We start from the raw sequence: 23,582 nt of genomic DNA, 5'->3' as shown, positions 1-23,582 counted from the left end.
AGATCCTTTCATTATCTCTCCTGGGATCTTCGGCCATTTCGCACATATTGTGCGGCACAATAACTACAGGAACTGTACGAATTACGAACACTGCAGATGTGAGTACTACTGCAAAGGAGCAAACCATGGTTGTCTGCATTGACCCGAACAGTACGATTGGTCGTATCGATCCGAAACTGCATGGCCAATTCATTGAATTCCTTGGCGAATGCATTGATGAAGGTCTGTGGGTAGGGGAGGATTCCCCGATTGAAAACGAGCATGGCTACCGCAAGGCCACATTGGATGCTTTGCGTGCATTGCAGCCGCCGGTTATTCGTTGGCCTGGCGGTTGCTACGCAGACACCTACCATTGGCGTGACGGCGTGGGGCCGCAAAGCGAACGTAAAACCACCTTTAATGAAAACTTCGCCACGTACGAACTCGACGATCACAGCTTCGGCACCGACGAATTCCTGCGTTTGTGCGAAATGCTCGGCGCGGAACCGTGGATCAATATCAACATGCTTTCCGGTACTGTGGCCGAAATGAAGGATTGGATGGAATACTGCAATCGTGAGCAGCCCACCGATCTGGCCAAGGAACGTGAGACCAACGGCCATAAAGCACCGTACGGTGTGAAATATTGGGGCATTGGCAACGAAGTGTGGGCTGGAGGCGGTACCATGACGCCGCAAACCTACCTTGACGAATACCGCAGGTTCGCATCCGCTATGCCAAGCTTCACCACCGATGTGTTCGCGCCGACGGAAATGTATGCCATCGCGAGCGGTCCTGACGGTAACAAGCCGCGCGAACGCGTGCAGTGGACCCAGGACTTCTTCCGTGGTCTTGTCGAATATCGTCAGCCGAAAATCGATGGTTATGATCTGCATTTCTACAACTGGAATGTGGATAACGATGCTGATACTCCGACCGAGTTCGATGAAGACGGCTGGAACACGGTGATTGAGGGTTGCCTTGAGCTTGAAGACATTCTGTGTGATCAGTGGCGTTTGATGAACGATGGTTTGGCGCTTATTCATGAGCCGGAAGTGGCGATGGATTCCAAGCTTTCGCATGTCGATCTGATTATCGGTGAGTGGGGCAATTGGCATAAGACCGCGTTCTTTGCGCGCCCGGCGCTTAAGCAGCAGGTGACCATGCGTGACGCCATCACTACCGCGCTTACGTTGGATCTGCTGCAGCGCAACTGCGACAAGGTGTCCATGGCGTGCAACGCGCAAACCATCAATGTGCTTAACTCACTGATTTTGACTGAAGGCGATCGTACCATCCTTACGCCTAACTATGACGTATTCATGATGTACAGGGCGCATCGTGGCATGATCGCACTTGATGTGAATCGCAACGATTCCGAAGATTCCGCCGTATATACGTTTGCGTCACGCAATGAAGACGGCACTCAGCTGCTGATTAATCTCACCAATGCGCATATGAACGATGGTGCCGAAGTGCGGCTGCATTTGCCGTGCGGCGCTCAGGTTGATTCGATGGAAACGCTTGCTTCCGAAGATCCGCATGATTGCAACACAGTGGAGCATTCGGATCTGGTGCGCACTCATGCCGTGGACGTGGATAGTGCCGTGAGCGTGCACGAATCTGCCGGCGGTGCCGAGCTGACGGTAACGTTGCCCGCTGCCTCGGTGAGTGCCTTGCACGTAACGATTCGCCAGCGATAAGCAGTAATCGTCTCTCCGGCTGCAGGTTGCCTCTTTCTTCCCGCAAGAAAGAGGCTTTTTCTTATGATTAATCGCATGATTCTGTGAAATTGCTGCACGATTTTGATTGTCGGTCCCACGATTTTCGCAAAGGGTGCTTTATGCGAAATAGTGCGACAGCGGTTCGGAGAGATGTCCGAGACGAGTTGCGGGGAGGAGAAAAATGTACTATCATCTAACTTAGTAATTACTAAGTAATAAAAAATATGATTGAAAGCGTACGAAGGAGTGCATATGGACCTTAATTACATCAAGGGCGTGAACCTGGGTAACTGGCTGGTTCTGGAAAAGTGGATGAACCCGGCATTATTCGATGGAACCACTGCCGATGACGAATACTATCTGCCGACGCAACTTGATCCGGCCGTCTACGAGGCCCGTATCAGGACCCACCGCGCCGAATACATCAACGAGCGCGACTTCGCCACCATCAAATCGTGGGGACTGAACTCCGTGCGCATCCCCGTGCCGTACTTCATCTTCGGCGACCGCGCGCCGTTCATCGGCTGCATCGACGAACTCGACAAGGCCTTCAACTGGGCCGAGAAATACGGCCTGACCATCCTTATCGATCTGCACACCGCACCGATGAGCCAAAACGGCTTCGACAACGGCGGCATCTCCGGCGTGTGCAAGTGGGCGCAGCTGCCCGACGAAGTCGAATTCGTGCTGTCCGTGCTCGAACGCCTCTCCAAGCGGTACGGCCATCGTCGGGCGCTGATGGGCATCGAAATCATCAACGAGCCGAACACCACCACCTGCTGGCCGATGGCGAACGTGACCGAACGCTACAAGGCGGTCGATCCGGAACTCGCCGAAGGCACCGGCCCGATCGCATTCGACTGGCTCAAGAACTTCTACATCACCGCCTACCACCGTCTGCGCGACGCTGACAAGGGCGCGTTGCCGACCGACAAAGTCGTGGTGTTCCACGACGGTTTCGACATCGAACAGTGGAAGGACTTCATGCGCGGCCCCGACGGCAAGCTCGCGCCCGAGTTTAAGAACGTGGTCCTCGATACCCACCAATACCTCATGACCGCCGAAACGATGGGTTGCCCGCAGACAGCGGAGGGCTACGACGACTTCGTGAGGAATACCTATGCGCCGATGATCGCCGAGATGAGCGAATACTTCCCGGTGATTGTGGGGGAGTGGTGCCTGTTCAACTCCGTCGGCTGCGGTGTGGACACCCACGGCGGCCAAAGCGTGCTCAACGGCGAGGAAGGGGCTCAGGTCGAAACCCTGACCGCCGAACAGAAGCGCTCGCTGTACCGGGGCCTAGCCGAATCCCAGCTCGCCGCATGGAGCAAGGGCAGCGGCTTCTACTACTGGAACTACAAGCTGCTCACTGACACTGTCAACACTCCCGGCTGGATCGGCTGGGACGCATGGGACCTTGGACGCTGCATCGCCCAAAACTGGTTCCCCGTCCAAAAGTGATTCCGTCGGACGCAAGAATCGTACAAAGCAACGCGTGATATCAAGAACATTAAGGAACGACAATGCTGCATAATCCGATCTTCAAAGGCTTCAATCCTGATCCGGCCATCTGCCGTAAAGGCGACGACTACTATGTTGCTGTCTCTACATTCGAATGGTTCCCGGGTATTCCGATTTACCATTCGAAGGATATGAAGCATTGGGAGCTGCTCACCCACGTGCTTACTGATGATACGAAGCCGAACCTCACCAAGCTGCCGAGCGCTAAGGGCATTTGGGCTCCATGTCTCACGTATTGTGAGGAAGAGGACATGTTTTACGTGATTTACGGCGTTATGAACTCCATGAATGCACGCTATTTCGACGTGAATAATTATCTGATTAAGTCAAAGAGCATTGAAGGTCCGTGGAGCGAGCCGGTATATCTGACATCTTCTGGTTTCGACGCGTCCATTTTACATGATGACAATGGCAAGAAGTACATCGTCAGCTTGGAGTGGGAGACCCGTGAAGGCTATGAGAAGCCGGGCGTGATCTGCTGTGTGGAATATGATCCGGAAACCAAGCATGTGGTTGGCTATCCGAAGCGTATATGGCGTGGCGCTACTGATCGTGGCTGCATTGAGGCTCCGCATCTGACCAAGCGTGACGGCTGGTATTACATTATGTGCGCCGAGGGTGGCACTGGCTACAACCATGCCGTGACCATGGGCCGTTCCCGCAATGTGTGGGGTCCGTATGAGCCGGATCCGAATGGTCCGCTCGTCACTTCGCAGCCGAAGGAGTCAAACGAGCGTGCTGATGACGATCATTTGAAGCCGCGCTATTTCAACCCGGATTCCGTGCTGCAGAAGTCCGGGCACGGCTCCTACGTGGATCTGCCGAACGGCGAGACATATCTTGTGCACCTGACCAGCCGTCCGTTTGTGCCGGAATTACGTTGTACGCTTGGCCGTGAAACCGCCATTCAGAAGATGACATGGACGAATGACGGCTGGCTGCGCATGGCGGACGGCTCCAATCTGGCCAAACTCGAAGTCGAAGAGCCGGATCTGCCGGATGCGCCGATGCCGGAGATTCCCGGGCACGACGACTTCGACGGCGGCGCGATCGGCAACTGGTATTATTCGCCGCGGCAGATGCCGACCACCTTCGCCAACGTGACGGAACGCCCCGGTTGGCTGCGCATCCGCGGCGAGGAATCGTTGGCATCGCTCAACCGCACGAGCCTGATCGCACGCAAACTCACCAGCGTGTACGCCACCGTCACCACGAAGATGGAGTTCGAGCCGGAAGTCTACCAGCACAGCGCTGGCTTGACCATCTACTACGACAACATGAATAATATTTTCCTGCGCAAGTATTATTCACAGACGCTTGGCGGCAGCGCGATTTCGATTGTGCGTCTCGAAAACGGTGAAAAGACGGAAATGCTTGACACTCGCGTTGCTGTGGAAGACAAGCCGATCTATTTCCGTTTGAATATCGAAGGTCGTCGTACTTGGTTCGAGTGGGGTTATGATGGCGAGAACTGGACCAAGATTGGCCCGGATTTCGACACTACCACCTTCTCTGACGAATACTGCAAGTACGGCGAATTCACCGGCACTATGGTCGGCATCGCCGTCACCGACGCCGCTCTGCACGAGAAGACCGCCGACTTCGACTTCTTCGACTACGAGGCGGACGAGACGAAGCCCGTCGACTGATCCCGCCCGGCCGGCCACCACGATCATTCAACGACCCTGATCCGGCTGTGATCCGATTCCGAGCGGCCGCGTGGCCGCTCGCGGGGCGCATACAATGGACCAAGGAACGTTGCGAATGACGCGCGGTTCCTTGGCCCATTGGGCCGAATGGGTTTTGCCATGGGTTGTGATGGGCGGAAACGAAAAGTCGGGCAACCCCCGAACGTAAGGGCGGTGAGACGCATGGTGCTAGGCATCGACGAGCGAATCGACGGCGTGAACCTCGGCAACTGGCTGGTGCTGGAGAAATGGATGGATCCGAAACCGTTCACCCGCAGCGCCGAAGACGATGAAATCTGGATGCACCGCACGCACGTATCCCTCTGGTCCGAACGGAATCTAGCCGAGGAACTGCGCCGGCACCGCGAAACCTACATCACCTTGGAGGATTTTCGTATCATCGCCGACCACGGAATCAACCTCGTACGCATTCCCATACCGTATTTCATCTTCGGCGACTGGCCCGGGCATCCGGGCTGCATCACGTACCTCGACCGCGCGTTCCGTTGGGCGCGGGAGACGGGACTGAAGATCATGATCGACCTGCATACCGTGCCCGGCTCGCAGAATGGTTTCGACAACGGCGGTCTGACGGGTGTGTGCAAATGGGCGCAGAATACGGACTTGGTGGAGTACACGCTGAACGTGCTGGAGCGATTGGCTCGCCGATACCGCGACGAACCGGCCCTGCACGGCATCGAAGTACTCAACGAACCAGTGAGCTGGTCAGTGTTCCATAGCACGTCGAACACGGCGAAAGACTCTCATGAGGCTTCCGGTAGCACGTATGTCTCACTGCGTTTTCTGAAGCGCTTCTACCGCGACGCTTACGCCCGGTTGCGCGCCGTGCTACGTCCGGAAACCGTGATCGTATTCCATGACGGTTTCCGACTGCTCCGCTGGGGTGGTTGGTTCCGTCGTGCTGGCATGCGCAACGTCATGCTCGACACCCATCAGTATCTCATCGCGATGGAGGATCCGCTGTTTTCGGGACCGGCACGCCGGCTGTACCTGCGATCGCGGCGACTGCCATGGCTGTACCGGATGCTGGTGGGCGCGAGTGGCATCGCCATCCGTTCGGCGGCCCGTCGTATTCCCGTGCTGGTGGGCGAGTGGTGCGTGGAGAATCAGTGGGCCCTACACAGCCAAAACCGATCGGCTGCATACCGCCAAGTGTCACGATTGCAACGCGCGGCATGGGACGTGTCGGCGGGGCAGATCTATTGGAGCTACCAGCTTGCGCGCTCCGCGAAACCGGGTAGTGGCGAAGGGAAACCGCCGCGGGATCCTCGCAACGGCGGCAATCTTGAGGCGTGGGATCTGACTCGCGTATGGCGTCATGGATGGATTCGGGCGGATACCTCTCACGATGACGTGCCATAGGCAGTCAATCAACGGCAATCGACGCAAGGTGCATTAGACTCGGAATCATGGCAGAGGAAGAGACTTCGAAACGTATCCGAAAATCACCGCAGGAGCGTCGAGCGGAAGTGCTGGATGCGGCTGTTCAGCTGATCAGTGAGCGTGGATTCAATGGCATTTCCATCCAAGACGTGGCCGACAGGGTCGGCATCTCCAAACAAGGCGTGTTGCGATACGTCGACAACAAAGACAAAATGCTGGCGCTGGTATATGACGAATACTACGGGCAGACCGGCACGCCGGAGGACTTCTTCTCTTCGGGCATGCCGGGCAGCGACCCGTCCGCGCCGCATTTTCCCGCGTATCTGCGCTACCTGGTGAAACACAACTCGCGCCGCCGCATGATGGTGCAGCTGTTCACCGTGCTGTCGGTGGAATCCCTGAACCCGGATCACCCATTGCATGACGAATTCATGGGACGCATGGAGGACATCTGGGAACACTACTCGAAATACCCGTGGGTGGTTCCGCCGCAATTGGGCGCATGGGCCGGCAGCATGCGGCCAGTGGTGCGCAAAGCCATGGAAATCATGGATGGCATTCAGCTGTGGTGGCTGCGCGAACCGGAAGTGGACTTGTGTGAGGAATGGTCCGAAATGGAGAATCTGCTGTTTCCCGCGCCCCTCTGGGATGCATGCCGCTGATTTTATGTGTGTTCCGCATACGTTCGGGGGTGACCTGACGGCCACCCTCATTTTGCTTATCTTCTATTGTGGTAGTGCCTGAAAAGTTTGCTGAAAGAGACATGCTGGTTTCTTGAGATGTCGACCATTTTGATGCAGTCAGACTACCTGCTGCGCTTCCCGTATAGACGCCAATGCTGGCTCCCAACATCCCTAGCGATACTAGTATCATTATTTTACGGAAGAGTCTAGATTCAGTAGAATTACCAATTCTACATAATAATTCGTCATATATAGAACCTGCTGCAGAATTAGTTACAATTGTCCCTCTGTAAAAAGTTAATTTTACTCATTATATTGACTATTTATAAGATAATTAGAACGTTGAATAATCTCAGATTCATTCTTGCCGGAAATAAGAAATTTCCTGTCAGAATCAACAGAGTTATGAGCGATACCTTTTTTCTTGCCCACAGATTCCAAAACCGCCCAATCCGGGATTTCTTTTTCCTTTGGCCAGTTCAATCCAGCGGTTTCCAGCAGTATGCCATACTGAGATGATCGCGTAATATTCGCATCCGCATCGACAAGACCAAGTTCCAATAGGAAGTTGGCCTTGCTTTGGTCTATGTCATAGGCGGCTGCCAGCTCCTGCTTGATGAGACCGCCTCCTCTGCGTGCCGCCATTTCCCCGAATACGAAATCACCGGTTTCATTCTTATAGAATTCGATATGCATCACATTCGGAATCGTCTGATCGTTGAAAGATGCAATTAATTGCTTTGTCAGTCGGAGCAGCTCGGAATAGTCGGCACCGTTCTCATCCAACATCACGGAACCGGTGTTTTGTTTCTCGAAATCCAGTGGCGGGACAAGGTACCGTGATGGTGAGATCAGAATCGAACCGGAATTGATATAGACTACATCCACATGGTAGACGGAACCGGAACAATATTCCTCTAAGTAATACTGGTTTGAATGCACGTTTCGTATGAATTCCGGCTTGGTAGCTAAAGCAGGCAGGTCATCTTTCGAATGCAATATCGTAATGCCTGCAGACCCTGCGCCCCATCGAGGTTTGAGAACAACCGTCTCCCAACGATCGAACGCCGAAATAATATCTCCAAAGCCTTGGCAGGTGGTATAGGGAATAATCTTTAATCCGGCATCAAGGGCCGATTGTTTCATCGTGACTTTATCTCGACAGCTTAACGCCAGTTCATGCTGTAAACCGGGAATTCCAAATAAACTTCTCGCCTCTGCAACCCTCAGTACGTCTTCCTCTGAGCTGGAAACTATCCTATCTGGTTTAAATTTCCTGACAATATCAAAGAATTTTGCGGTAGCGCTATCAGAGGAATAATCGGAAACCTCGATTTCCTTGATGACGGAGCTCGGCCAACTATGGTGTGCGGCTCGATCGTTCGAGGTGAAGACCATAACTTCTAAACAATCGAAACGTTCTTGGATTTCCTCAATCCATTTAGGATAATTTGAGAAAGATTTGGGCTGTTGCAGCAATAATACTTTCATGTCATTCCCCTTCCGGTGTACTCACCAAGACTTTTTCTTTCAATGACGAATGATTCTTTGTCCACGTTTTCTAATTTGATTAGTGACGACTGCAGGCATTATTCCCACTAACGCCAGTGCACACCAATACCAAGCCGTCAATCCTGCAGGACGTAGTGCCGGAACGATCCAACCGCCAAGGAATGAGCCTGCCGATTCACCAATGGCTGCAATTATCAGCCGATAGTTCAGAATGTCCACCAAAGGCTTATCTGGCTGTGCCTCTACCAGAGCAATATTGATTAATGGCGCATAGATGCATTCTGCAATGGAGAACACAACCAAGGAAATGATGCATATCCACCAGCACGACGAGACTCCGCAGGCGAATAGTGCGAAGGAAATTCCATAAATCCCCAGGCTTTTGACTATGAATGAGGTGGCATTATGTTCTTTGGTCATATTGCGCGAGATGATCTTACTTACCGGCATTTGCAGTGCTATGACCGATATGGCATCAATGGAATAGAACAATCCTCTTATGACTGGACTATCGGATAACGAGTGGAATTCCAATGCCATTCCGGCAAAAAGCTGACCATTCATTATACTGCCCACGAACACCGCCAGGATGGCAAGAACCGTACCGGGACTTTTCAGCGAGTCTGTAATGGTCTTCACGATGGAGGAAGTGTTTTCCTCGCCGCTTTTCTCATTGCGTATGAAGACATGATGAGTCAGCGCTATTGGAGCTAGTAAAGCAGAAAAAGCATAGAGTCCGACGATGATTGCAATAAAGAGCGTTTGTCCGAAAGCTTTATATATGTAATTCGAGCCCAGAGGTCCAATCGCGGATCCAAGATTGGCTGCCATAGTCACTAAAGCAAACAAAGAAGCCTGAATTTTTTTATCCTTTACTGTAGCGATGATATGCCCTCGTAGGGCAAAATTAACCAATGAAAGACCGAGTCCCAGCAAAGCCAAATCCGCAAAAAGGAAGCCGATAAAACCACCCATTGCCGGTTGTAGCAGCAAAAGTGAAAAAACCATGAATCCGAAACCGGCCTCGGTGAGGGATACCGTTGAGAAACGCTCAATCAGGCTACCTATAAAAACAGTACTGCCTCTAGAAAAAAGAGATAAAATTCCGAGCGCCAGCCCAACATATAGCGATGACGCCGCAGAAACTTGGCCGGTGAGAATAACCGAAAGAAGGGAGAAGAGACCGCTGTACGCAGCAGTATTCAAAAAGTAATTCACTGATATGGAGTCTCTTTTAATATCGTTCGGCTTCTCCATTTGAATGGACCTTCTTTTATGCTTTACAAATAATGTCTCCCCATGCTAGTTGTCATAGGGGAATTGTTCATTGCTGCGTCCACATATAGTGACGCTTGGTTTTGGCATACTTGGGGGTGTCTGTTTCAAAGTTTACCGTGCTTTCTGTGGAATCGTTGAATCCTGAACATCCGTTGCATGATGAATTCACTGCTCGTATGGACGATATTTGGGAGAACTATTCGCAATATCCTTGGCTGATTCCTCCGCAATTGGGTTCATGGAAGTCGAGCATGCGACCGGTGGTGCGTAAAGCCATGGAAATCATGGATGGTGTGCAATTATGGTGGTTGCGCGAGCCTGAAGTTGATTTATGCAAAGAGTGAGCTCAGATGGAAAACATGCTGTTTCCATCCCCGTTGTGGGATGCATATCGTTGATTTTGAATACTTGTTGAGATTGGCATTGCATGCGTGTACGAAAAGGCGAGGGTCTGATGGTCCCTCGCCTTTTGCGTTGACGGGTTTATGTCGAGTTGCGGATGTGCATATGATATACTAAACTACCAATTGGTAATTAAAGAAAATCGCTTCAATGAGGAAAGTGAGCAATCCATGGCCGAAACCACTGAAAATACTGTAAATCTGCCCTATAGGAATCCGGAACTTCCTACTGAGGAACGCATCGCCGATCTGCTTGGTCGAATGACCCTTGAGGAAAAAGTCGGACAGATGATGCAGCTTGACGCGCGAAGCGGCGATTTGGACGATCTGATCGTCAACAAGCACGTTGGTTCCATCCTGCATACCTCGCCGTCCGATCTGCCGAAAGCCGTGGAAACGGTGAACGCCAAAACCCGTCTCGGCATTCCGCTGGTGATCGGCGACGACTGCATTCACGGCTATTCCTTCTGGCCGGGAGCCACCATTTTCCCGGAACAGCTAGGCATGGCAACCACGTGGGATTCCGAAAAGGTACAGGCCGCGGGCCGTGCCACCGCCGAGGAAGTGTCAGCCACCGGCGTGCATTGGACGTTCTCCCCGGTGCTGTGCATCGCGCGAGATACCCGTTGGGGCCGCGTGGGCGAAACCTTTGGCGAAGATCCGTACCTGATTGGCGAAATGGCATCGTCCATTGTCAAGGGCTATCAAGGTGGAGCCAAGGCGGGCGAGCCGCTCGCCAAAGACGCGATCCTCGCATGCGCCAAGCATTTCGCAGGCTATTCCGAAACACAGGGAGGGCGTGACGCTTCCGAAGCCGACCTGAGCCACCGCAAGCTGGAATCTTGGTTCCTGCCGCCATTCGAACGCGTAGCCAAGGAAGGCTGTGGCACCTTCATGCTCGGCTACGAATCCATCGAAGGTGTGCCAGTCACCTTCAACAAGTGGCTGCTTTCCGACAAACTGCGTGGCGCTTGGAACTATCAGGGCACGCTCATCACCGACTGGGACAACGTCGGCCGTTCCGTGTGGGAACAGAAGGTCAAGCCTGACTATGTGCAGGCTGCTGCCGATGCGGTCAAGTCCGGCAACGACTTGGTGATGACCACGCCAAAGTTCTACGAGGGTGCAATCGAAGCCGTGAAGACCGGTCTGCTTGACGAATCGTTGATCGATGCCGCCGTGGCTCGTATTCTCGCACTGAAGTTCCGTCTTGGACTGTTCGAAGATCCACGCTTGCCCGACCAGAAGCGTATCGATGCAGTGATCGGTTCCGAAGAGCATCAGCAGCTCAACCTTGAAGTGGCTCGCGAAGCCGTGGCATTGCTGAAGAACGACGGTTCACTGCCGTTCAACGTGGCCGGTGCGAAGCGTATCGCGGTCGTTGGTCCGCTCGCCGATGACGCCCAGACCCAGCTGGGCGACTGGGCAGGCAGCTCCGGCCAGATCAACTGGATGCCTGACGGCCACCCGCGTGAAATGATCACCACCGTGCTTGATGGTTTCAAGCAGCTCGCTCCGGAAGGTTGCGAGGTCGTGTACTCTCGCGGTGCCAACATCGTGGATTTGGTGCCCGATCCGGAAGGCGAGTTCTACCCGGATGGACAGCCTCGCCCGAAGATCGGCGTTTCCGCCAAGATTGATCGCGCACTGCTTGACGAAGCCGTGGAAAACGCACGCAAAAGCGACCTGATCGTGGCCGTGGTGGGCGATGTGATCCAGGCCATTGGCGAAGGCTGCTCCACCGCCACGCTTGAACTGCTCGGCGGACAGAATACGCTGATCGATGCACTGTCGAACGTGGCTCGCGAAACCGGCAAGCCGTTCGTGGTGGTGCTCGTCAGCTCCAAGCCGCAAGTGTTGCCAGCATCCGTGATCGGCACCAACGGCGTGATTGTTGACGAAACTCCAGCCGAAGGCACTTCGGCTCTGCTGTGGGCTCCAAGCCCGGGCATGAAGGGCGGCCAGGCCATCGCCGAAATCATTCTCGGCGAAACCGAACCGAGCGGACGCCTGCCGATCACCTTCCCGCGTCACGCAGGACAGCTGCCGGTCTACTACAACCAGATTCGAGGCCAGCACGGCAACCGTTACGCCGACCTCACGCAGAATCCGGCATTCGCATTCGGCGAGGGTCTGAGCTACACCACGTTCGAATACGGAGATCCGACCATCACCAACGTTTCGGAATCCGGCATATTCGCCGAAACCGACACCGTGCATGCCGAAATCACCCTCACCAATACGGGCGATCGCAAGGGCACGGAAGTAGTGCAGCTCTACATCGGCGACATCGTGACCTCCTACAGCTGGACTGATCGTGAACTCAAAGCATTCCAGCGCGTGGAACTCGAACCAGGCAAAAGCAAGACCGTTGCCTTCGACATTCCGGTTTCCGATTGCACCATCGTCGATTCGGAAGCTAACCGAATCGTCGAACCGGGCGAATTCGAAGTGCTTATCGGCCGTTCCAGCCGTCGCGAACACTTGAAGCGCACCACCTTCACCGTCGCGTAAAAGCGAAACGAAATAAGCCGTGTCGCAGAACCCAATAATCGATACGCTAGTCTGATATGAGCCGCCTACGAAATGCCGATCGTGGGCGGCTCACATGAATGGACCATTGCCGTGGCATACGCGTTATTTATGGCTGCTTCCGGATTCGTACTGGTGCCTGATCAGACGCATGCGTTGAACCAGTTGCCATCGTCAATGAACGCCGACTGTTCCGCGGTGATGAACGCCATACAGCAGCTTGCCGGCACGATTGTGCTTGCCACTGGCGGTTATACGGCTTTGTTCCCGATCGCTGTGGTTGCGGTGCTACTGGGCACGGTGTTTATCATGCTGATTCGCAAGGTGAAGTAGCTGCAGTTACTGTAGTAGCCGAAGCAACGCGCAGTGTGCCGGCGATTGCGGCACACGTAATCTCGACATTGCGTTCCGTGTTGGCGATCAGCGTCGCAAGATCCGCCGGCCCGGGCGCAATACCGAACGTTGCGACGATGCCGGTCTCGTTCAACGCTTCGATGGTGTGTGGATCGCGGGTTACCGTTCCGCCAATGGCAATAGTTGGTTTTCCTTGCGATTGCGCCAGTTTCGCAATGCCACTCGGCACTTTGCCGTACGGTGTTTGACTGTCAATAGAACCTTCACCGGTGATGATGACGTCGGCCCATGCGCATGCTTCTCGACCATGCGCAAGATCGAGCATAAGTTCGATTCCCGGCCGTACTGTTGTATTGAACAGGCCGAGCATCCCGCCGCCGGTACCGCCCGCGGCGCCTGTACCGGGAATGCGCTCAATATCGCGGCCATTGTATTGCATGATCGCGTGTGCGAGATTCGCAAGTCCCTGATCGAGGAGTTCGACCTGTGCTGTGTTCGCGCCTTTTTGCGGAGCGAACACATGCGCAGCACCTTCTGGTCCGGTCAAAGGATTGATGACATCGCAGGCGAGAACAATCGGAACATTTTTTACAAAATTGGGAACTTCCGAATCGTCAATTCTCTCCAAATCAACAAGAGAACCGCCACCAAGCGGAATATCATGATCTGCCGTATCAAGAAAACGAAATCCAAGCGCGCGAGCCAATCCCGTGCCACCATCCGTAGTGGCACTGCCGCCCAAACCAAGCACAATACGATCCGCGCCAGCGTCAATCGCAGCACGAATCAGCAATCCGGTGCCGAACGTGGAAGCAGACAACGCATTGCGGTCGGCGGGGGAGACCCGTTCAAGTCCGCTTGCCGAAGCCAACTCGACTACGGCGGTGCGGAGAATACAAGAAGCATGATTATTGCCAAGAAAGCCAAACTGAGCGGTAATCGGGCGGCCGATCGCATCAACTGTCTCAACATTGTGCAACGTGCCGGCGGTGGCATGAACCAAGGCTTGTGTCAATCCTTCGCCGCCATCGGAAAGAGGCATGAGCCGGCATTCCGCCTGCGGATTGCCACGCTTAATGCCGCGAGTCATCGCCTGTGCGATTGCTTCAGCCGAAGCGGCTTCCTTGAACGAGTCCGGTGCCAGCAGAATCCGCATACATGCCTCCTTTTACGTCTGCATCCATACATTAATGCAGTGCCGGGGCAGAGGTTTAGCGGTAACCCTCCCACATGGGCAGGGGGAACAGGGCGTCTTCGCATTCCGCCCACATGGAGTTCAGATCCTGGCCGGGCGTGCGCAGCCAACGCAGCTGCACGCCGTCCATCATGGCGAATCCCGCATTAAGCAGCCGACGCGTATCAACACCTTCGGGCACTTGCCAACGGATGTTGAGTGCGGTGTCGGCATTATGCAGTTCGTGGTTGGCGAAATACTCGTGTGCGGGGTGGTTCGGGTCGATCGCTTCGGCGCTCAACGTGGAAAACATGTGCACCTGAATCGGTCTGCGTGCGTTCACCGCCACGATTCTGCGCCACATGTCGGCAATCAATGGGCGTGGCTCACGTACTATGTCGGTAAGAATGTCTTCCGTCTCGGAATCGTAGACTTCGTCCAGCGCGGCTGTGAGCAGTCCTTCCTTACTGCCGACATAATGCAGTACGCCAGCCTTGGTGAGTCCTACGCGATCGGCGATTTTCTGCAGGGAAGTGCCGTAATAGCCGAGCGTTCCAAACAGTTCGACGGCCGCATTGAGAATCTCCGCTCTTCGGTCGACTTCTTCGTTGGCCATGATGATTCCCTTTCTTGCACTCATAGTGGCGGTTCATGTGCGCTGCAATGCTTATGAATCGCCATTTCTCTCAAGTGGTAAATACTTGCAGTTACTTTACGGTCGGTTAACTGATTTTTCAAAGAAGATTGGCGTGTTGTGATGTTGATTTTGATAAAGTACCTACCGACCGGTTAGTAAAGATTTCGGGGTTGAGATTCCACAGGCCGGTTAACCGATACGAACTCAAGAAAACGATGCGAAAGAGGAACGTATGAGCGAAAACACCTATCCTTCCGTCAATGACCTGACGCTTGAAGAAAAGGCATCCCTAACTTCCGGCGGCGACGCTTGGCATCTGCAAGGCGTTGAAGCCAAGGGCATTCCCGGCTATATGATCACCGACGGACCCCACGGTCTGCGCAAGTCCAACTCGGCCACCACCGGCGAAGTCGATCTGAACAACTCCGTGCCCGCCACCTGCTTCCCGCCGGCCGCGGGTCTGTCCAGCTCGTGGAACCCGGAACTCATCCACCAGGTCGGCGAAGCCATGGCCGAAGAATGCATTCAGGAGAAGGTTGCCGTAATCCTCGGTCCCGGCGTGAACATCAAGCGCAACCCGCTTGGCGGCCGCTGCTTCGAATACTGGTCTGAAGACCCGTATCTGGCGGGCCATGAGGCCATTGGCATTGTCGCAGGCGTGCAGTCCAAGGGCGTGGGCACTTCGCTCAAGCATTTCGCCGCCAACAGCCAGGAGACCGACCGGCTGCGCATCAGCGCCAACATCTCCCAGCGTGCGCTGCGCGAAATCTACTTCCCGGCATTCGAACACATCGTCAAGGAAGCCCAGCCGTGGACCATCATGTGCGCATACAACTGCATCAACGGCGTGCATGCCGCCCAGGATCGCTGGCTGCTCACCGACGTGCTGCGCGACGAATGGGGCTTCCAAGGTATCGTCATGAGCGACTGGGGCGCCGACCACGACCGCGTGGCCTCCCTCAATGCGGGCCTCAACCTCGAAATGCCGCCAAGCTACACCGACGACCAAATCGTCTACGCCGCACGCGACGGCCGCATCCAGCCGGCACAGCTCGACCGCATGGCACAAGGCATGATCGACTTGGTCAACAAGACCCGCGCAGCCATGAGCGTCGAAAACTATCGTTTCGACATCGAAGCCCACGATGAGGTCGCACATCAGGCCGCCGTCGAATCCATGGTGCTCCTCAAGAACGATGACGCCATTCTGCCAGTCGCTGGCGATGCCAAGGTCACCGTCATCGGCGAATTCGCACGTACCCCGCGCTACCAGGGCGGTGGTTCCTCGCACATCACCCCAACCAAGATGACCAGCTTCCTGGACGCCCTCACCGAACGCGGCGTGGATGCCAAGTTCGCCCCAGGATTCACCCTCGACCTCGAACCGGCCGATCCGGCACTCGAAGCCGAAGCCGTCGAAGCTGCCAAGGGCGCCGACGTGGTGCTCATGTTCCTAGGGCTCCCTGAAGCGGCCGAATCCGAAGGCTTCGACCGTGAGACCCTCGACATGCCGGCCAAGCAGATCGCACTGCTCGAAGCCGTCGCAGCCGAAAACAAGAACGTTGTGGTCGTACTCTCCAACGGCTCCGTCGTCACCGTGGCACCATGGGCCAAGAACGCCAAGGGCATCCTCGAATCCTGGCTGCTCGGACAGTCCGGCGGTCCGGCGCTCGCCGACGTGCTGTTCGGCAAGGTGAGCCCGTCCGGCAAGCTTGCGCAGACCATTCCCTTCGACATCAACGACGATCCGAGCACCATCAACTGGCCGGGTGAAGAGGGGCATGTCGATTATGGCGAAGGCGTGTTTGTGGGCTACCGCTATTACGACACCTACAACAAGGCCGTCGACTACCCGTTCGGCTTCGGCTTGAGCTACGCCACGTTCGAAGTGAGCGACGTGAAGGCCGTCAAGACCGGTGCCTGCACCGCAACCGTCAGCGCAGTGGTCAAGAACACCTCGAACGTTGACGCCGCCGAAACCGTGCAGGTGTACGTGGCTCCTGGCAAGGCTGACGTGGCCCGCCCGAAGCACGAGCTCAAAGGCTTCAAGAAGGTGTTCCTCAAAGCCGGCGAATCCGCCGAAGTCTCCTTCGATCTCGACGATCGCGCCTTCGCCTACTGGTCTGAGAAGTTCAACGACTGGCACGTGGAGAGCGGCGAATACGCCATCGAGGTCGGCACGTCCAGCCGTGACATTGCCGGTTCCGCGGTAGTGGAGCTCGATGGCGACGGCAAGACCCAGCAGCTCACCGAATGGTCCAACTTCATGGAATGGCGTAAGGATCCGCTCGGCTCCCAGGTGCTCGAGAAGCTGCGTGCCGAAGGTGAAGCCGGCCGTATGCCGATCGTGCCCGACAATGACATGACCCGTCTATTCCTCGACTCCATGCCGATCAACAGCATGTCGGTGCTGATGGGTGCCGATGGCAAGCAGATCTTCGAATACATGCTTGCCGAATACGCTGAACTCACCAAGTAGTTTCGCGGGATTCAAGACTTAAGGTCGGGGAATCTGGTCCGTTACTCTGAACCGGTGCGGACCTGATTCCTCGGCCTTTGCATTGTTGGAAGGTTGCTCTGGGATTGTTGCTTTATGACGATTTTCAGGGCAAGCGGATACGTACGACATGCCAATTGTTGCATATGCAACAGTTGTATATACAACGGTTTACTATGTATGCTGTGACGGAAGTGACGAACGAACAATACAAGGAACCGACTGGCTCACGACTCTTCGAAGTCTGGGAAAGCGGCTTGGCAAAGCCCCCCAGCGTGGCCATTCGCTCGCTGCACAACGTGGTCAACCGGTATCTGCGCGTCACCCGCCCTGAAGCGGCGGAAGACATCAGCAACGGCAACGTTGACGTCATCGTGTATCTCGCACGGCATGACAACGAGGAAATCTTTCCTCAAGACATCGAGCAACGCTTTGGCGTGACCCGATCCACATCATGCCGGGTGCTGGGGCTGATGGAGCAGAAGGGCCTGATCGCGCGCGAACCGGTGAAACGCGACGCACGACTGAAAAAAATCGTGTTGACGGACAAATCGAGGCATATCGCCGAAGTCTTGCGGGACAATGCGAAGAACATGGAACGAATCCTGCTGGAAGGCCTTGAAGACGATCAGATCCGCCAATTCATGCACGTGCTCGACGTCATGCAGACGAATCTGGTGAAAACAGGTTTGATCGGAGACGAAAGTCGATATCCAAGTTTGGAAATACAGGAACAGGACGCAAGCAAATCGCAAGTTCCGCAAGAATCGCAGGTTCCGCAAAAAACATGCGATGACTATGCCTCGAATAATCGCGATGCTCGTGATGAGTACGTCTCACACGTACTGCGGATATCGCAGGAAATGGCGATCGCGCGCAATCGCAAGTAACACACGTCATAGGTAAAAATAAAAGGAAAGGGCAAGTAGTGACAACGGCAAACGCAACGGCGTCCGCAACGCCGAAACCAAAGCAGCATGTCATTCGCACACTGGGCAAATCCCTGCGCGAATACAAAAAAGTCAGTCTGCTCTCCCCGGCATTCGTAGCCGTGGAAAGCGTGCTGGAAATCCTTATTCCGACTGTCATGGCATCGCTGATTGATGAGGGCATCAGCGGTGGCAGCATGCCGGCGATTTTGAAATTCGGCTTGATTCTGTTGATTTGCTCGGTAGTTTCGCTGACATCCGGCTTTTTGGCTGGAAAGTTCTCGGCTATCGCAGGTGCCGGATTCGCGAAGAATCTGCGTCACGATCAGTTTGAGAAGGTGCAAGGCTACAGCTTCACCAATATCGACCGTTTCTCCACCGGTTCGATCATCACACGACTGACCACCGATGTGACCAACCTGCAGAACGCGTATTCGATGATTATCCGCATGGGTGTGCGCGCTCCGATCATGGTGATTGTGGCGTGGATCTTCTCCTTCCGCATCAGCCCATCCATCTCTTTGGTGTTCCTCGCCTGCATTCCGGTGCTCGCCATCGGCTTGTGTGGCCTGGCGGTGCTGGTGCACCCGGTGTTCGAGCGTGTGTTCCACACATACGACAAGCTCAACAACGTGGTCGACGAGAACCTGCAGGGCATCCGCGTGGTCAAGTCCTACAATCGCGAAAGCCACGAAACCGAAAAGTTCAACCGCATTTCGCAGCGCATCTTCAAGGACTTCACCAAGGCCGAACGCATTATGAGCTTCAACAATCCGCTTATGATGCTGTGCGTGTACGTGTCCATGCTGCTCATCGCATGGATGGGCGCCCGGCAGATCGTGGCGTCCGGCAACAATGCAGCCCTAGGCTTGACCACCGGCGATCTGACCGCATTGGTCACCTACGCCATGCAGATCCTCATGGCTATGATGATGCTTTCCATGATTTTCGTGATGTGCATTATTTCGCAGGCTTCCGCCGAACGTATCTGCCAGGTGCTGAACGAGGAAAGCACGGTTACGAATCCGGCTAATCCAGTCAAGGAAGTGAAGAATGGCGATATCGATTTCGACCATGTCACCTTCCGTTATTCCGCCACTTCCGAAAAGCCGGTGCTTGACGATATTGATTTGAAGATTCGTTCCGGCATGACCGTCGGCATCGTCGGCGGCACCGGTTCCGCAAAGTCCAGTCTGGTGCAGCTTGTGCCACGTTTGTATGACGTGACCGAAGGTTCGCTGAAGGTCGGCGGCGTGGATGTGCGTGATTACGATTTGGAAGTATTGCGTGATCAGGTTGCCATGGTGTTGCAAAAGAACGTGCTCTTCTCCGGAACTATTGCCGAAAACCTGCGTTGGGGCAATCCAAACGCCACTGATGAAGAGATTCGCCACGCGTGCCAGCTTGCACAGGCTGACGGCTTCATTCAGGAATTCCCCGACAAGTACGATACGTACATCGAACAGGGCGGTACCAACGTTTCCGGCGGCCAACGCCAGCGTCTGTGCATTGCGCGTGCGTTGCTGAAAAAGCCGAAGATCCTGATCCTCGACGATTCCACATCCGCGGTCGACACCAAAACCGATCAGCTGATTCGTACCGCATTCCATCATGAGATTCCCGACACCACGAAGATCATCATCGCCCAGCGTGTGGCCTCTGTGCAGGAATCCGACATGATTCTCGTCATGGACCACGGTCGCATCATGGCAGCCGGCACGCATGAACAACTGCTCGAAAACTGCGACGAATACCGTTCCATCTACGAATCGCAAACCAAGAATCAGGCTCAACCTGAGGAACTGCAGTGAAAGGAGGCAACAGATGACTGAACAAACTTCCGCATTGAAATCCAAGGAAAACAACAACATGGCCAGCAAACAGCCGAAGCCACCAATGCAGAAAGCCGCACCGGGCACCACCAAGCGTATTTTCGGCTACATCTTCCAATACAAGTGGCGCGTGGCGCTCGTAGTAGTGTGCATTCTTGTCGGAGCTGCAGCGCAGGCCGGATCGTCACTGTTCCTGCAGTCGCTGATCGACACCTACATTCTGCCCATGGTTGGTGCCACCAACCCTGACTGGATGCCGCTGTTGCGTGCGCTGACACTCATGGCATGCCTGTATGCAGCCGGCATTTTCTGCAGCTGGCTATGGCAGTGGATCATCGTCGCCGTGGAACAGGGCACATTGAAGAAGATCCGCGACGACATGTTCGCTCACCAGCAGACCTTGCCGATCCGTTATTTCGATACCAACGAACACGGTGACATCATGAGCCGTTACACCAACGACACCGACACATTGCGCCAGGCCATCAGCCAATCGTTCCCGCAAATGTTCTCGTCCGCGGTGTCCGCGCTTGCGGCGCTCGTGTCGATGCTGTGGCTGTCGGTGCCTGTCACTATTTTTGTGCTCGCATTCACCGTAATTCTGTTCGTGGTGGTGCGCAAGGTCGTTTCCCGTTCCGGACGTTACTTCGTCAAGCAGCAGATCGCCATCGGCGATGTGAACGCATTCGTGGAAGAAGCGGTCAACGGCCAGAAGGTCATCAAGGTCTTCAACCATGAGGACGTCACCCAAACCACTTTCGACAAGAAGAACGAAGAACTCTTCGAAGCTTCCGCCGAAGCGAACACGTGGGGCAATGTGACTATGCCGATCGTCGGCAACATGGGCTACCTGCTGTACATTCTGCTGGCTATTTTCGGCGGATTTGCTGCGATTAGCGGACTTGGAAACTTCGGATTGTCCGGTGCTGGCCCGCTCACCCTGGGTACGCTGATCTCGCTGTTGACGCTGTCCCGCTCTTTCGTGAACCCGCTTGGCCAGGTGTCCATGCAGTTCAACATGGTGATGATGGCGCTTGCAGGCGCATCCCGCATCTTCGCGCTTATGGACGAGCAGCCGGAGGACGACGGCGGTTCCGTGACCTTGGTGAACGTGGAACTCGGCGAAGATGGACGCACCATGACCGAAGTTGACCATGAAACCGGTCACTGGGCGTGGAAGCGCGAGGAAGGCGATGACGGCACCCGTTCGCTCAAGGCCGCGCAATCCTTGAGCCCGCGTGCCGCCGAAGTGGCCATGAAAGCCCGTGAAACCGCCATTACCTCACCGGACGGTCGCCTCACCCTCCTGCAGGGCGATGTGCGCTTCACTGACGTGAACTTCGGCTATAACCCCGACAAACCGGTGCTGCACGACATCACCTGGTTCGCCAAGCCCGGACAGAAGATCGCATTGGTGGGCGCAACCGGTGCTGGCAAAACCACCGTCACCAATCTGATCAACCGTTTCTACGACATTCAGGACGGCATGATCCTGTATGACGGCATTTCCGTCAAGGGCATCCGCAAGCCGGATCTGCGTCGTTCGCTGGGTGTGGTGCTGCAGGACGTGAACCTGTTCACCGGTACGGTGATGGACAACATCCGTTACGGTCGCCTCGACGCCACCGATGAGGAATGCATCGCCGCCGCGAAGCTCACGAACGCCGACGGCTTCATCCGCATGCTGCCCAACGGCTACCAGACCGTGCTCGAAGGCGACGGCTCCGGCCTGTCCCAGGGCCAGCGCCAGTTGATTTCCATCGCACGTGCTGCCGTGGCCGATCCGCCGGCCATGATCCTCGACGAGGCCACCTCGTCCATCGACACCCGTACCGAAGAGGTGGTGCAGGCCGGCATGGACAACCTCATGAAGGGTCGTACCGTGTTCGTGATCGCCCACCGCCTCTCCACGGTGCGCAACTCCGACGTGATCATGGTGCTCGACCATGGCCGCATCATCGAACGCGGCTCGCATGACGAGCTCATCGCGCAGAAGGGCGAGTACTATCAGCTCTACACAGGTGCCGTAGAACTCGAATAATCTAATAGTCTCCTGAATTGGAGCGATGCGAGCACACGCTAGCGTTCTACACTAGCCGCGCTTCGATCCCTGTCGGCTGATACCGCCCTTATGGCCGGTGGCTTTGAACGGCACGGATCCTCTGGAAAATCCCTTGCTTTGAAATTGCGATTTTGAAGCAAGGGATTTCTTATTGTCTTTGCCATGCATGGTATTCGGCTGCGGCCAGCCCGCCGTCCGTGAAGGCGGTTCCGTCATATGTTCATGAGACTGCTGCATGAGCAGCGATTATAATTGGCTTGCGTGATCGTTGCATAAATCTCGCTTGGTTTGTCGTTATGTCAATAATAGGTTATCCTTTCATGGGTAAACGATTTACTAAATTGGAGAGCGAGACATGGCGACGATTAAAGAGATTGCGCAACGTACCGGGTTTTCTCAGGCTACGGTGTCTCGACTTCTGAACGGTGATCCCACCCTATCGGTGCGTGAAGAGACTCGTCGCAAGATCATTCAGGCGAGCGAGGACCTCGGCTATAGCGTGCAGACCAAGCGCATCGTCATCCCTCATGAGGTTGCATTGCTTGACAATGAAAAGTCCGACGAGGCGTTGCGGGACTCCTATTTCACCGATTTGCGTTCGGCGCTCGAATGCAATGCGGAACAGCAACGCATGGAAATGACGGTGTTCCACAATCTCGACGATATGATCGCTCGCAGTTCCAAATTCGACGGGTTCATGGCGATAGGCGCCGACCAGATCAGCGAGGAAGACTTGGAGCGGCTGCATAGGGCCATGCCGTATGGCGTGTTCATTGACGTGAATCCGGCGCCGAATCTGTTCGATTCCGTGCAGCCTGATTTGCAGCAGACCATGCATGATGCGGTCGCGGCCTGTGCTGCCAAGGGCATGAAGCGCGTTGGATTCATCGGAGGCAAGGGCTGCCTGATGAACTTTTATGAGGTCGATGAGGAGAATCGCGCCACATATTTCCGTCGTGAGGCAAGGCGTTTCGGTATTCAATCCGACGGATTGGTGTATTCCGACGGCTTGTTCACCGTGAGCAACGGCCGTGCGTTGGGGGAGCAATTCGTGCGCGACCATAATGGCGTGCTGCCTGATGCCGTGATCGTAGCTGCCGATGTGATTGCGGTTGGCGTGCTGCAGGCGTTCAATGCGGTTGGCGTGCTGGTGCCGCGCGATATCAGCGTGATCAGCATTAACAATCAAACGATTTCGCAGTTGACCTCGCCGCCGTTGAGCACATTCTCCATCGATCAGAACGAGCTTGCGCGCGTGGCGACGCTGATGTTGGGTGATGCCATTTCCGGCAAACGCACGATTCGTCAGCATGCGTACCTGTCGACGTCGCTGGTGGTGCGCGATAGTTTTGTGCCGGCAAAATAGCGGTTATTT

General features: G+C 55.0%; 17 protein-coding genes. 13 read left to right on the top strand and 4 right to left on the bottom strand.

Annotated elements, in window-relative coordinates; genetic code table 11:
* Positions 1-125: 125 nt before the first annotated feature.
* The 5 genes from BBPC_RS06955 to BBPC_RS06935 all read left to right on the top strand — a co-directional run bounded on the left by BBPC_RS06955 (position 126) and on the right by BBPC_RS06935 (position 6,978).
* Positions 126-1,682, top strand: coding sequence for an alpha-N-arabinofuranosidase (locus BBPC_RS06955; RefSeq protein ID WP_004220865.1), 1,557 nt, complete (start codon positions 126-128; stop codon positions 1,680-1,682).
* Positions 1,683-1,955: 273 nt separating this feature from the next.
* On the top strand, positions 1,956-3,164 hold the full coding sequence (locus BBPC_RS06950; protein ID WP_003834141.1) for a glycoside hydrolase family 5 protein: 1,209 nt from the start codon (positions 1,956-1,958) through the stop codon (positions 3,162-3,164).
* Between the two features lie 62 nt (positions 3,165-3,226).
* A complete protein-coding gene (locus BBPC_RS06945) occupies positions 3,227-4,873 on the top strand; it encodes a glycoside hydrolase family 43 protein (RefSeq protein ID WP_003834142.1) in 1,647 nt (548 codons plus the stop codon).
* A gap of 222 nt (positions 4,874-5,095) precedes the next feature.
* Positions 5,096-6,295, top strand: coding sequence for a glycoside hydrolase family 5 protein (locus tag BBPC_RS06940; RefSeq protein WP_033512529.1), 1,200 nt, complete (start codon positions 5,096-5,098; stop codon positions 6,293-6,295).
* Between the two features lie 47 nt (positions 6,296-6,342).
* Complete coding sequence (locus tag BBPC_RS06935) at positions 6,343-6,978, top strand: TetR/AcrR family transcriptional regulator (RefSeq protein ID WP_003834147.1); 636 nt, start codon at positions 6,343-6,345, stop codon at positions 6,976-6,978.
* A gap of 324 nt (positions 6,979-7,302) precedes the next feature.
* Here BBPC_RS06935 and BBPC_RS06930 read toward each other — a convergent pair whose 3' ends face one another.
* Positions 7,303-8,490 carry an ATP-grasp domain-containing protein gene (locus BBPC_RS06930; RefSeq protein ID WP_003834148.1) on the bottom strand — a complete coding sequence of 396 codons (1,188 nt, stop codon included), beginning with the start codon at positions 8,488-8,490 and terminating at the stop codon, positions 7,303-7,305.
* Between the two features lie 39 nt (positions 8,491-8,529).
* Positions 8,530-9,768: an MFS transporter gene (locus BBPC_RS06925; protein ID WP_004220861.1), complete on the bottom strand. Its 1,239-nt coding sequence runs from the start codon at positions 9,766-9,768 to the stop codon at positions 8,530-8,532.
* Positions 9,769-9,884: 116 nt separating this feature from the next.
* Between BBPC_RS06925 and BBPC_RS06920 the strand changes: the two genes are divergently transcribed.
* From BBPC_RS06920 to BBPC_RS06910, 3 genes are all read left to right on the top strand, one after another.
* Positions 9,885-10,133, top strand: coding sequence for a TetR family transcriptional regulator (locus BBPC_RS06920; RefSeq protein WP_152595415.1), 249 nt, complete (start codon positions 9,885-9,887; stop codon positions 10,131-10,133).
* A gap of 228 nt (positions 10,134-10,361) precedes the next feature.
* Positions 10,362-12,704: a glycoside hydrolase family 3 N-terminal domain-containing protein gene (locus tag BBPC_RS06915; protein WP_152595416.1), complete on the top strand. Its 2,343-nt coding sequence runs from the start codon at positions 10,362-10,364 to the stop codon at positions 12,702-12,704.
* A 72-nt stretch (positions 12,705-12,776) separates the two neighbouring features.
* A complete protein-coding gene (locus BBPC_RS06910) occupies positions 12,777-13,055 on the top strand; it encodes a hypothetical protein (protein ID WP_004220849.1) in 279 nt (92 codons plus the stop codon).
* Here the strand turns inward: BBPC_RS06910 and BBPC_RS06905 are convergent.
* A complete protein-coding gene (locus BBPC_RS06905; RefSeq protein ID WP_004220848.1) occupies positions 13,030-14,232 on the bottom strand; it encodes a glycerate kinase family protein in 1,203 nt (400 codons plus the stop codon). The genes BBPC_RS06910 and BBPC_RS06905 overlap by 26 nt on opposite strands.
* 55 nt (positions 14,233-14,287) lie before the next feature.
* On the bottom strand, positions 14,288-14,866 hold the full coding sequence (locus tag BBPC_RS06900) for a TetR/AcrR family transcriptional regulator (RefSeq protein ID WP_033524376.1): 579 nt from the start codon (positions 14,864-14,866) through the stop codon (positions 14,288-14,290).
* A 253-nt stretch (positions 14,867-15,119) separates the two neighbouring features.
* On the opposite strand from BBPC_RS06900, the gene BBPC_RS06895 reads away from it, so the two are divergent.
* From BBPC_RS06895 to BBPC_RS06870, 5 genes are all read left to right on the top strand, one after another.
* Positions 15,120-17,366 carry an exo-alpha-(1->6)-L-arabinopyranosidase gene (locus tag BBPC_RS06895; RefSeq protein WP_004220844.1) on the top strand — a complete coding sequence of 749 codons (2,247 nt, stop codon included), beginning with the start codon at positions 15,120-15,122 and terminating at the stop codon, positions 17,364-17,366.
* A 194-nt stretch (positions 17,367-17,560) separates the two neighbouring features.
* Positions 17,561-18,274 (top strand): MarR family winged helix-turn-helix transcriptional regulator, encoded by a 714-nt coding sequence (locus BBPC_RS06890; protein ID WP_227572412.1) that lies wholly within the window; start codon positions 17,561-17,563, stop codon positions 18,272-18,274.
* A gap of 38 nt (positions 18,275-18,312) precedes the next feature.
* Positions 18,313-20,124, top strand: a complete 1,812-nt coding sequence (locus BBPC_RS06885) for an ABC transporter ATP-binding protein (protein WP_004220842.1) — start codon at positions 18,313-18,315, stop codon at positions 20,122-20,124.
* Between the two features lie 58 nt (positions 20,125-20,182).
* The gene (locus tag BBPC_RS06880) at positions 20,183-22,186 is read left to right on the top strand and encodes an ABC transporter ATP-binding protein (RefSeq protein ID WP_033524380.1); all 2,004 of its coding nucleotides are present in this window, start codon (positions 20,183-20,185) and stop codon (positions 22,184-22,186) included.
* 376 nt (positions 22,187-22,562) lie between these two features.
* On the top strand, positions 22,563-23,573 hold the full coding sequence (locus tag BBPC_RS06870) for a LacI family DNA-binding transcriptional regulator (protein WP_004220832.1): 1,011 nt from the start codon (positions 22,563-22,565) through the stop codon (positions 23,571-23,573).
* The last annotated feature ends 9 nt before the right edge of the window (positions 23,574-23,582 follow it).

The sequence above is a fragment of the Bifidobacterium pseudocatenulatum DSM 20438 = JCM 1200 = LMG 10505 genome, assembly GCF_001025215.1.
GTDB lineage: Bacteria > Actinomycetota > Actinomycetes > Actinomycetales > Bifidobacteriaceae > Bifidobacterium > Bifidobacterium pseudocatenulatum.
Note: the sequence above shows the minus strand (reverse complement) of the source record. Positions and strands in the feature narration are given on the sequence as shown.

Bases quoted from the DNA above. Each gene is read 5' to 3' on its own strand.
- BBPC_RS06955 (WP_004220865.1), top strand. From the start codon at position 126: ATGGTTGTCTGCATTGACCCGAACAGTACGATTGGTCGTATCGATCCG.
- BBPC_RS06950 (WP_003834141.1), top strand. From the start codon at position 1,956: ATGGACCTTAATTACATCAAGGGCGTGAACCTGGGTAACTGGCTGGTT.
- BBPC_RS06945 (WP_003834142.1), top strand. From the start codon at position 3,227: ATGCTGCATAATCCGATCTTCAAAGGCTTCAATCCTGATCCGGCCATC.
- BBPC_RS06940 (WP_033512529.1), top strand. From the start codon at position 5,096: ATGGTGCTAGGCATCGACGAGCGAATCGACGGCGTGAACCTCGGCAAC.
- BBPC_RS06935 (WP_003834147.1), top strand. From the start codon at position 6,343: ATGGCAGAGGAAGAGACTTCGAAACGTATCCGAAAATCACCGCAGGAG.
- BBPC_RS06930 (WP_003834148.1), bottom strand. From the start codon at position 8,490: ATGAAAGTATTATTGCTGCAACAGCCCAAATCTTTCTCAAATTATCCT.
- BBPC_RS06925 (WP_004220861.1), bottom strand. From the start codon at position 9,768: ATGGAGAAGCCGAACGATATTAAAAGAGACTCCATATCAGTGAATTAC.
- BBPC_RS06915 (WP_152595416.1), top strand. From the start codon at position 10,362: ATGGCCGAAACCACTGAAAATACTGTAAATCTGCCCTATAGGAATCCG.
- BBPC_RS06910 (WP_004220849.1), top strand. From the start codon at position 12,777: ATGCCGATCGTGGGCGGCTCACATGAATGGACCATTGCCGTGGCATAC.
- BBPC_RS06905 (WP_004220848.1), bottom strand. From the start codon at position 14,232: ATGCGGATTCTGCTGGCACCGGACTCGTTCAAGGAAGCCGCTTCGGCT.
- BBPC_RS06900 (WP_033524376.1), bottom strand. From the start codon at position 14,866: ATGGCCAACGAAGAAGTCGACCGAAGAGCGGAGATTCTCAATGCGGCC.
- BBPC_RS06895 (WP_004220844.1), top strand. From the start codon at position 15,120: ATGAGCGAAAACACCTATCCTTCCGTCAATGACCTGACGCTTGAAGAA.
- BBPC_RS06890 (WP_227572412.1), top strand. From the start codon at position 17,561: ATGTATGCTGTGACGGAAGTGACGAACGAACAATACAAGGAACCGACT.
- BBPC_RS06880 (WP_033524380.1), top strand. From the start codon at position 20,183: ATGGCCAGCAAACAGCCGAAGCCACCAATGCAGAAAGCCGCACCGGGC.
- BBPC_RS06870 (WP_004220832.1), top strand. From the start codon at position 22,563: ATGGCGACGATTAAAGAGATTGCGCAACGTACCGGGTTTTCTCAGGCT.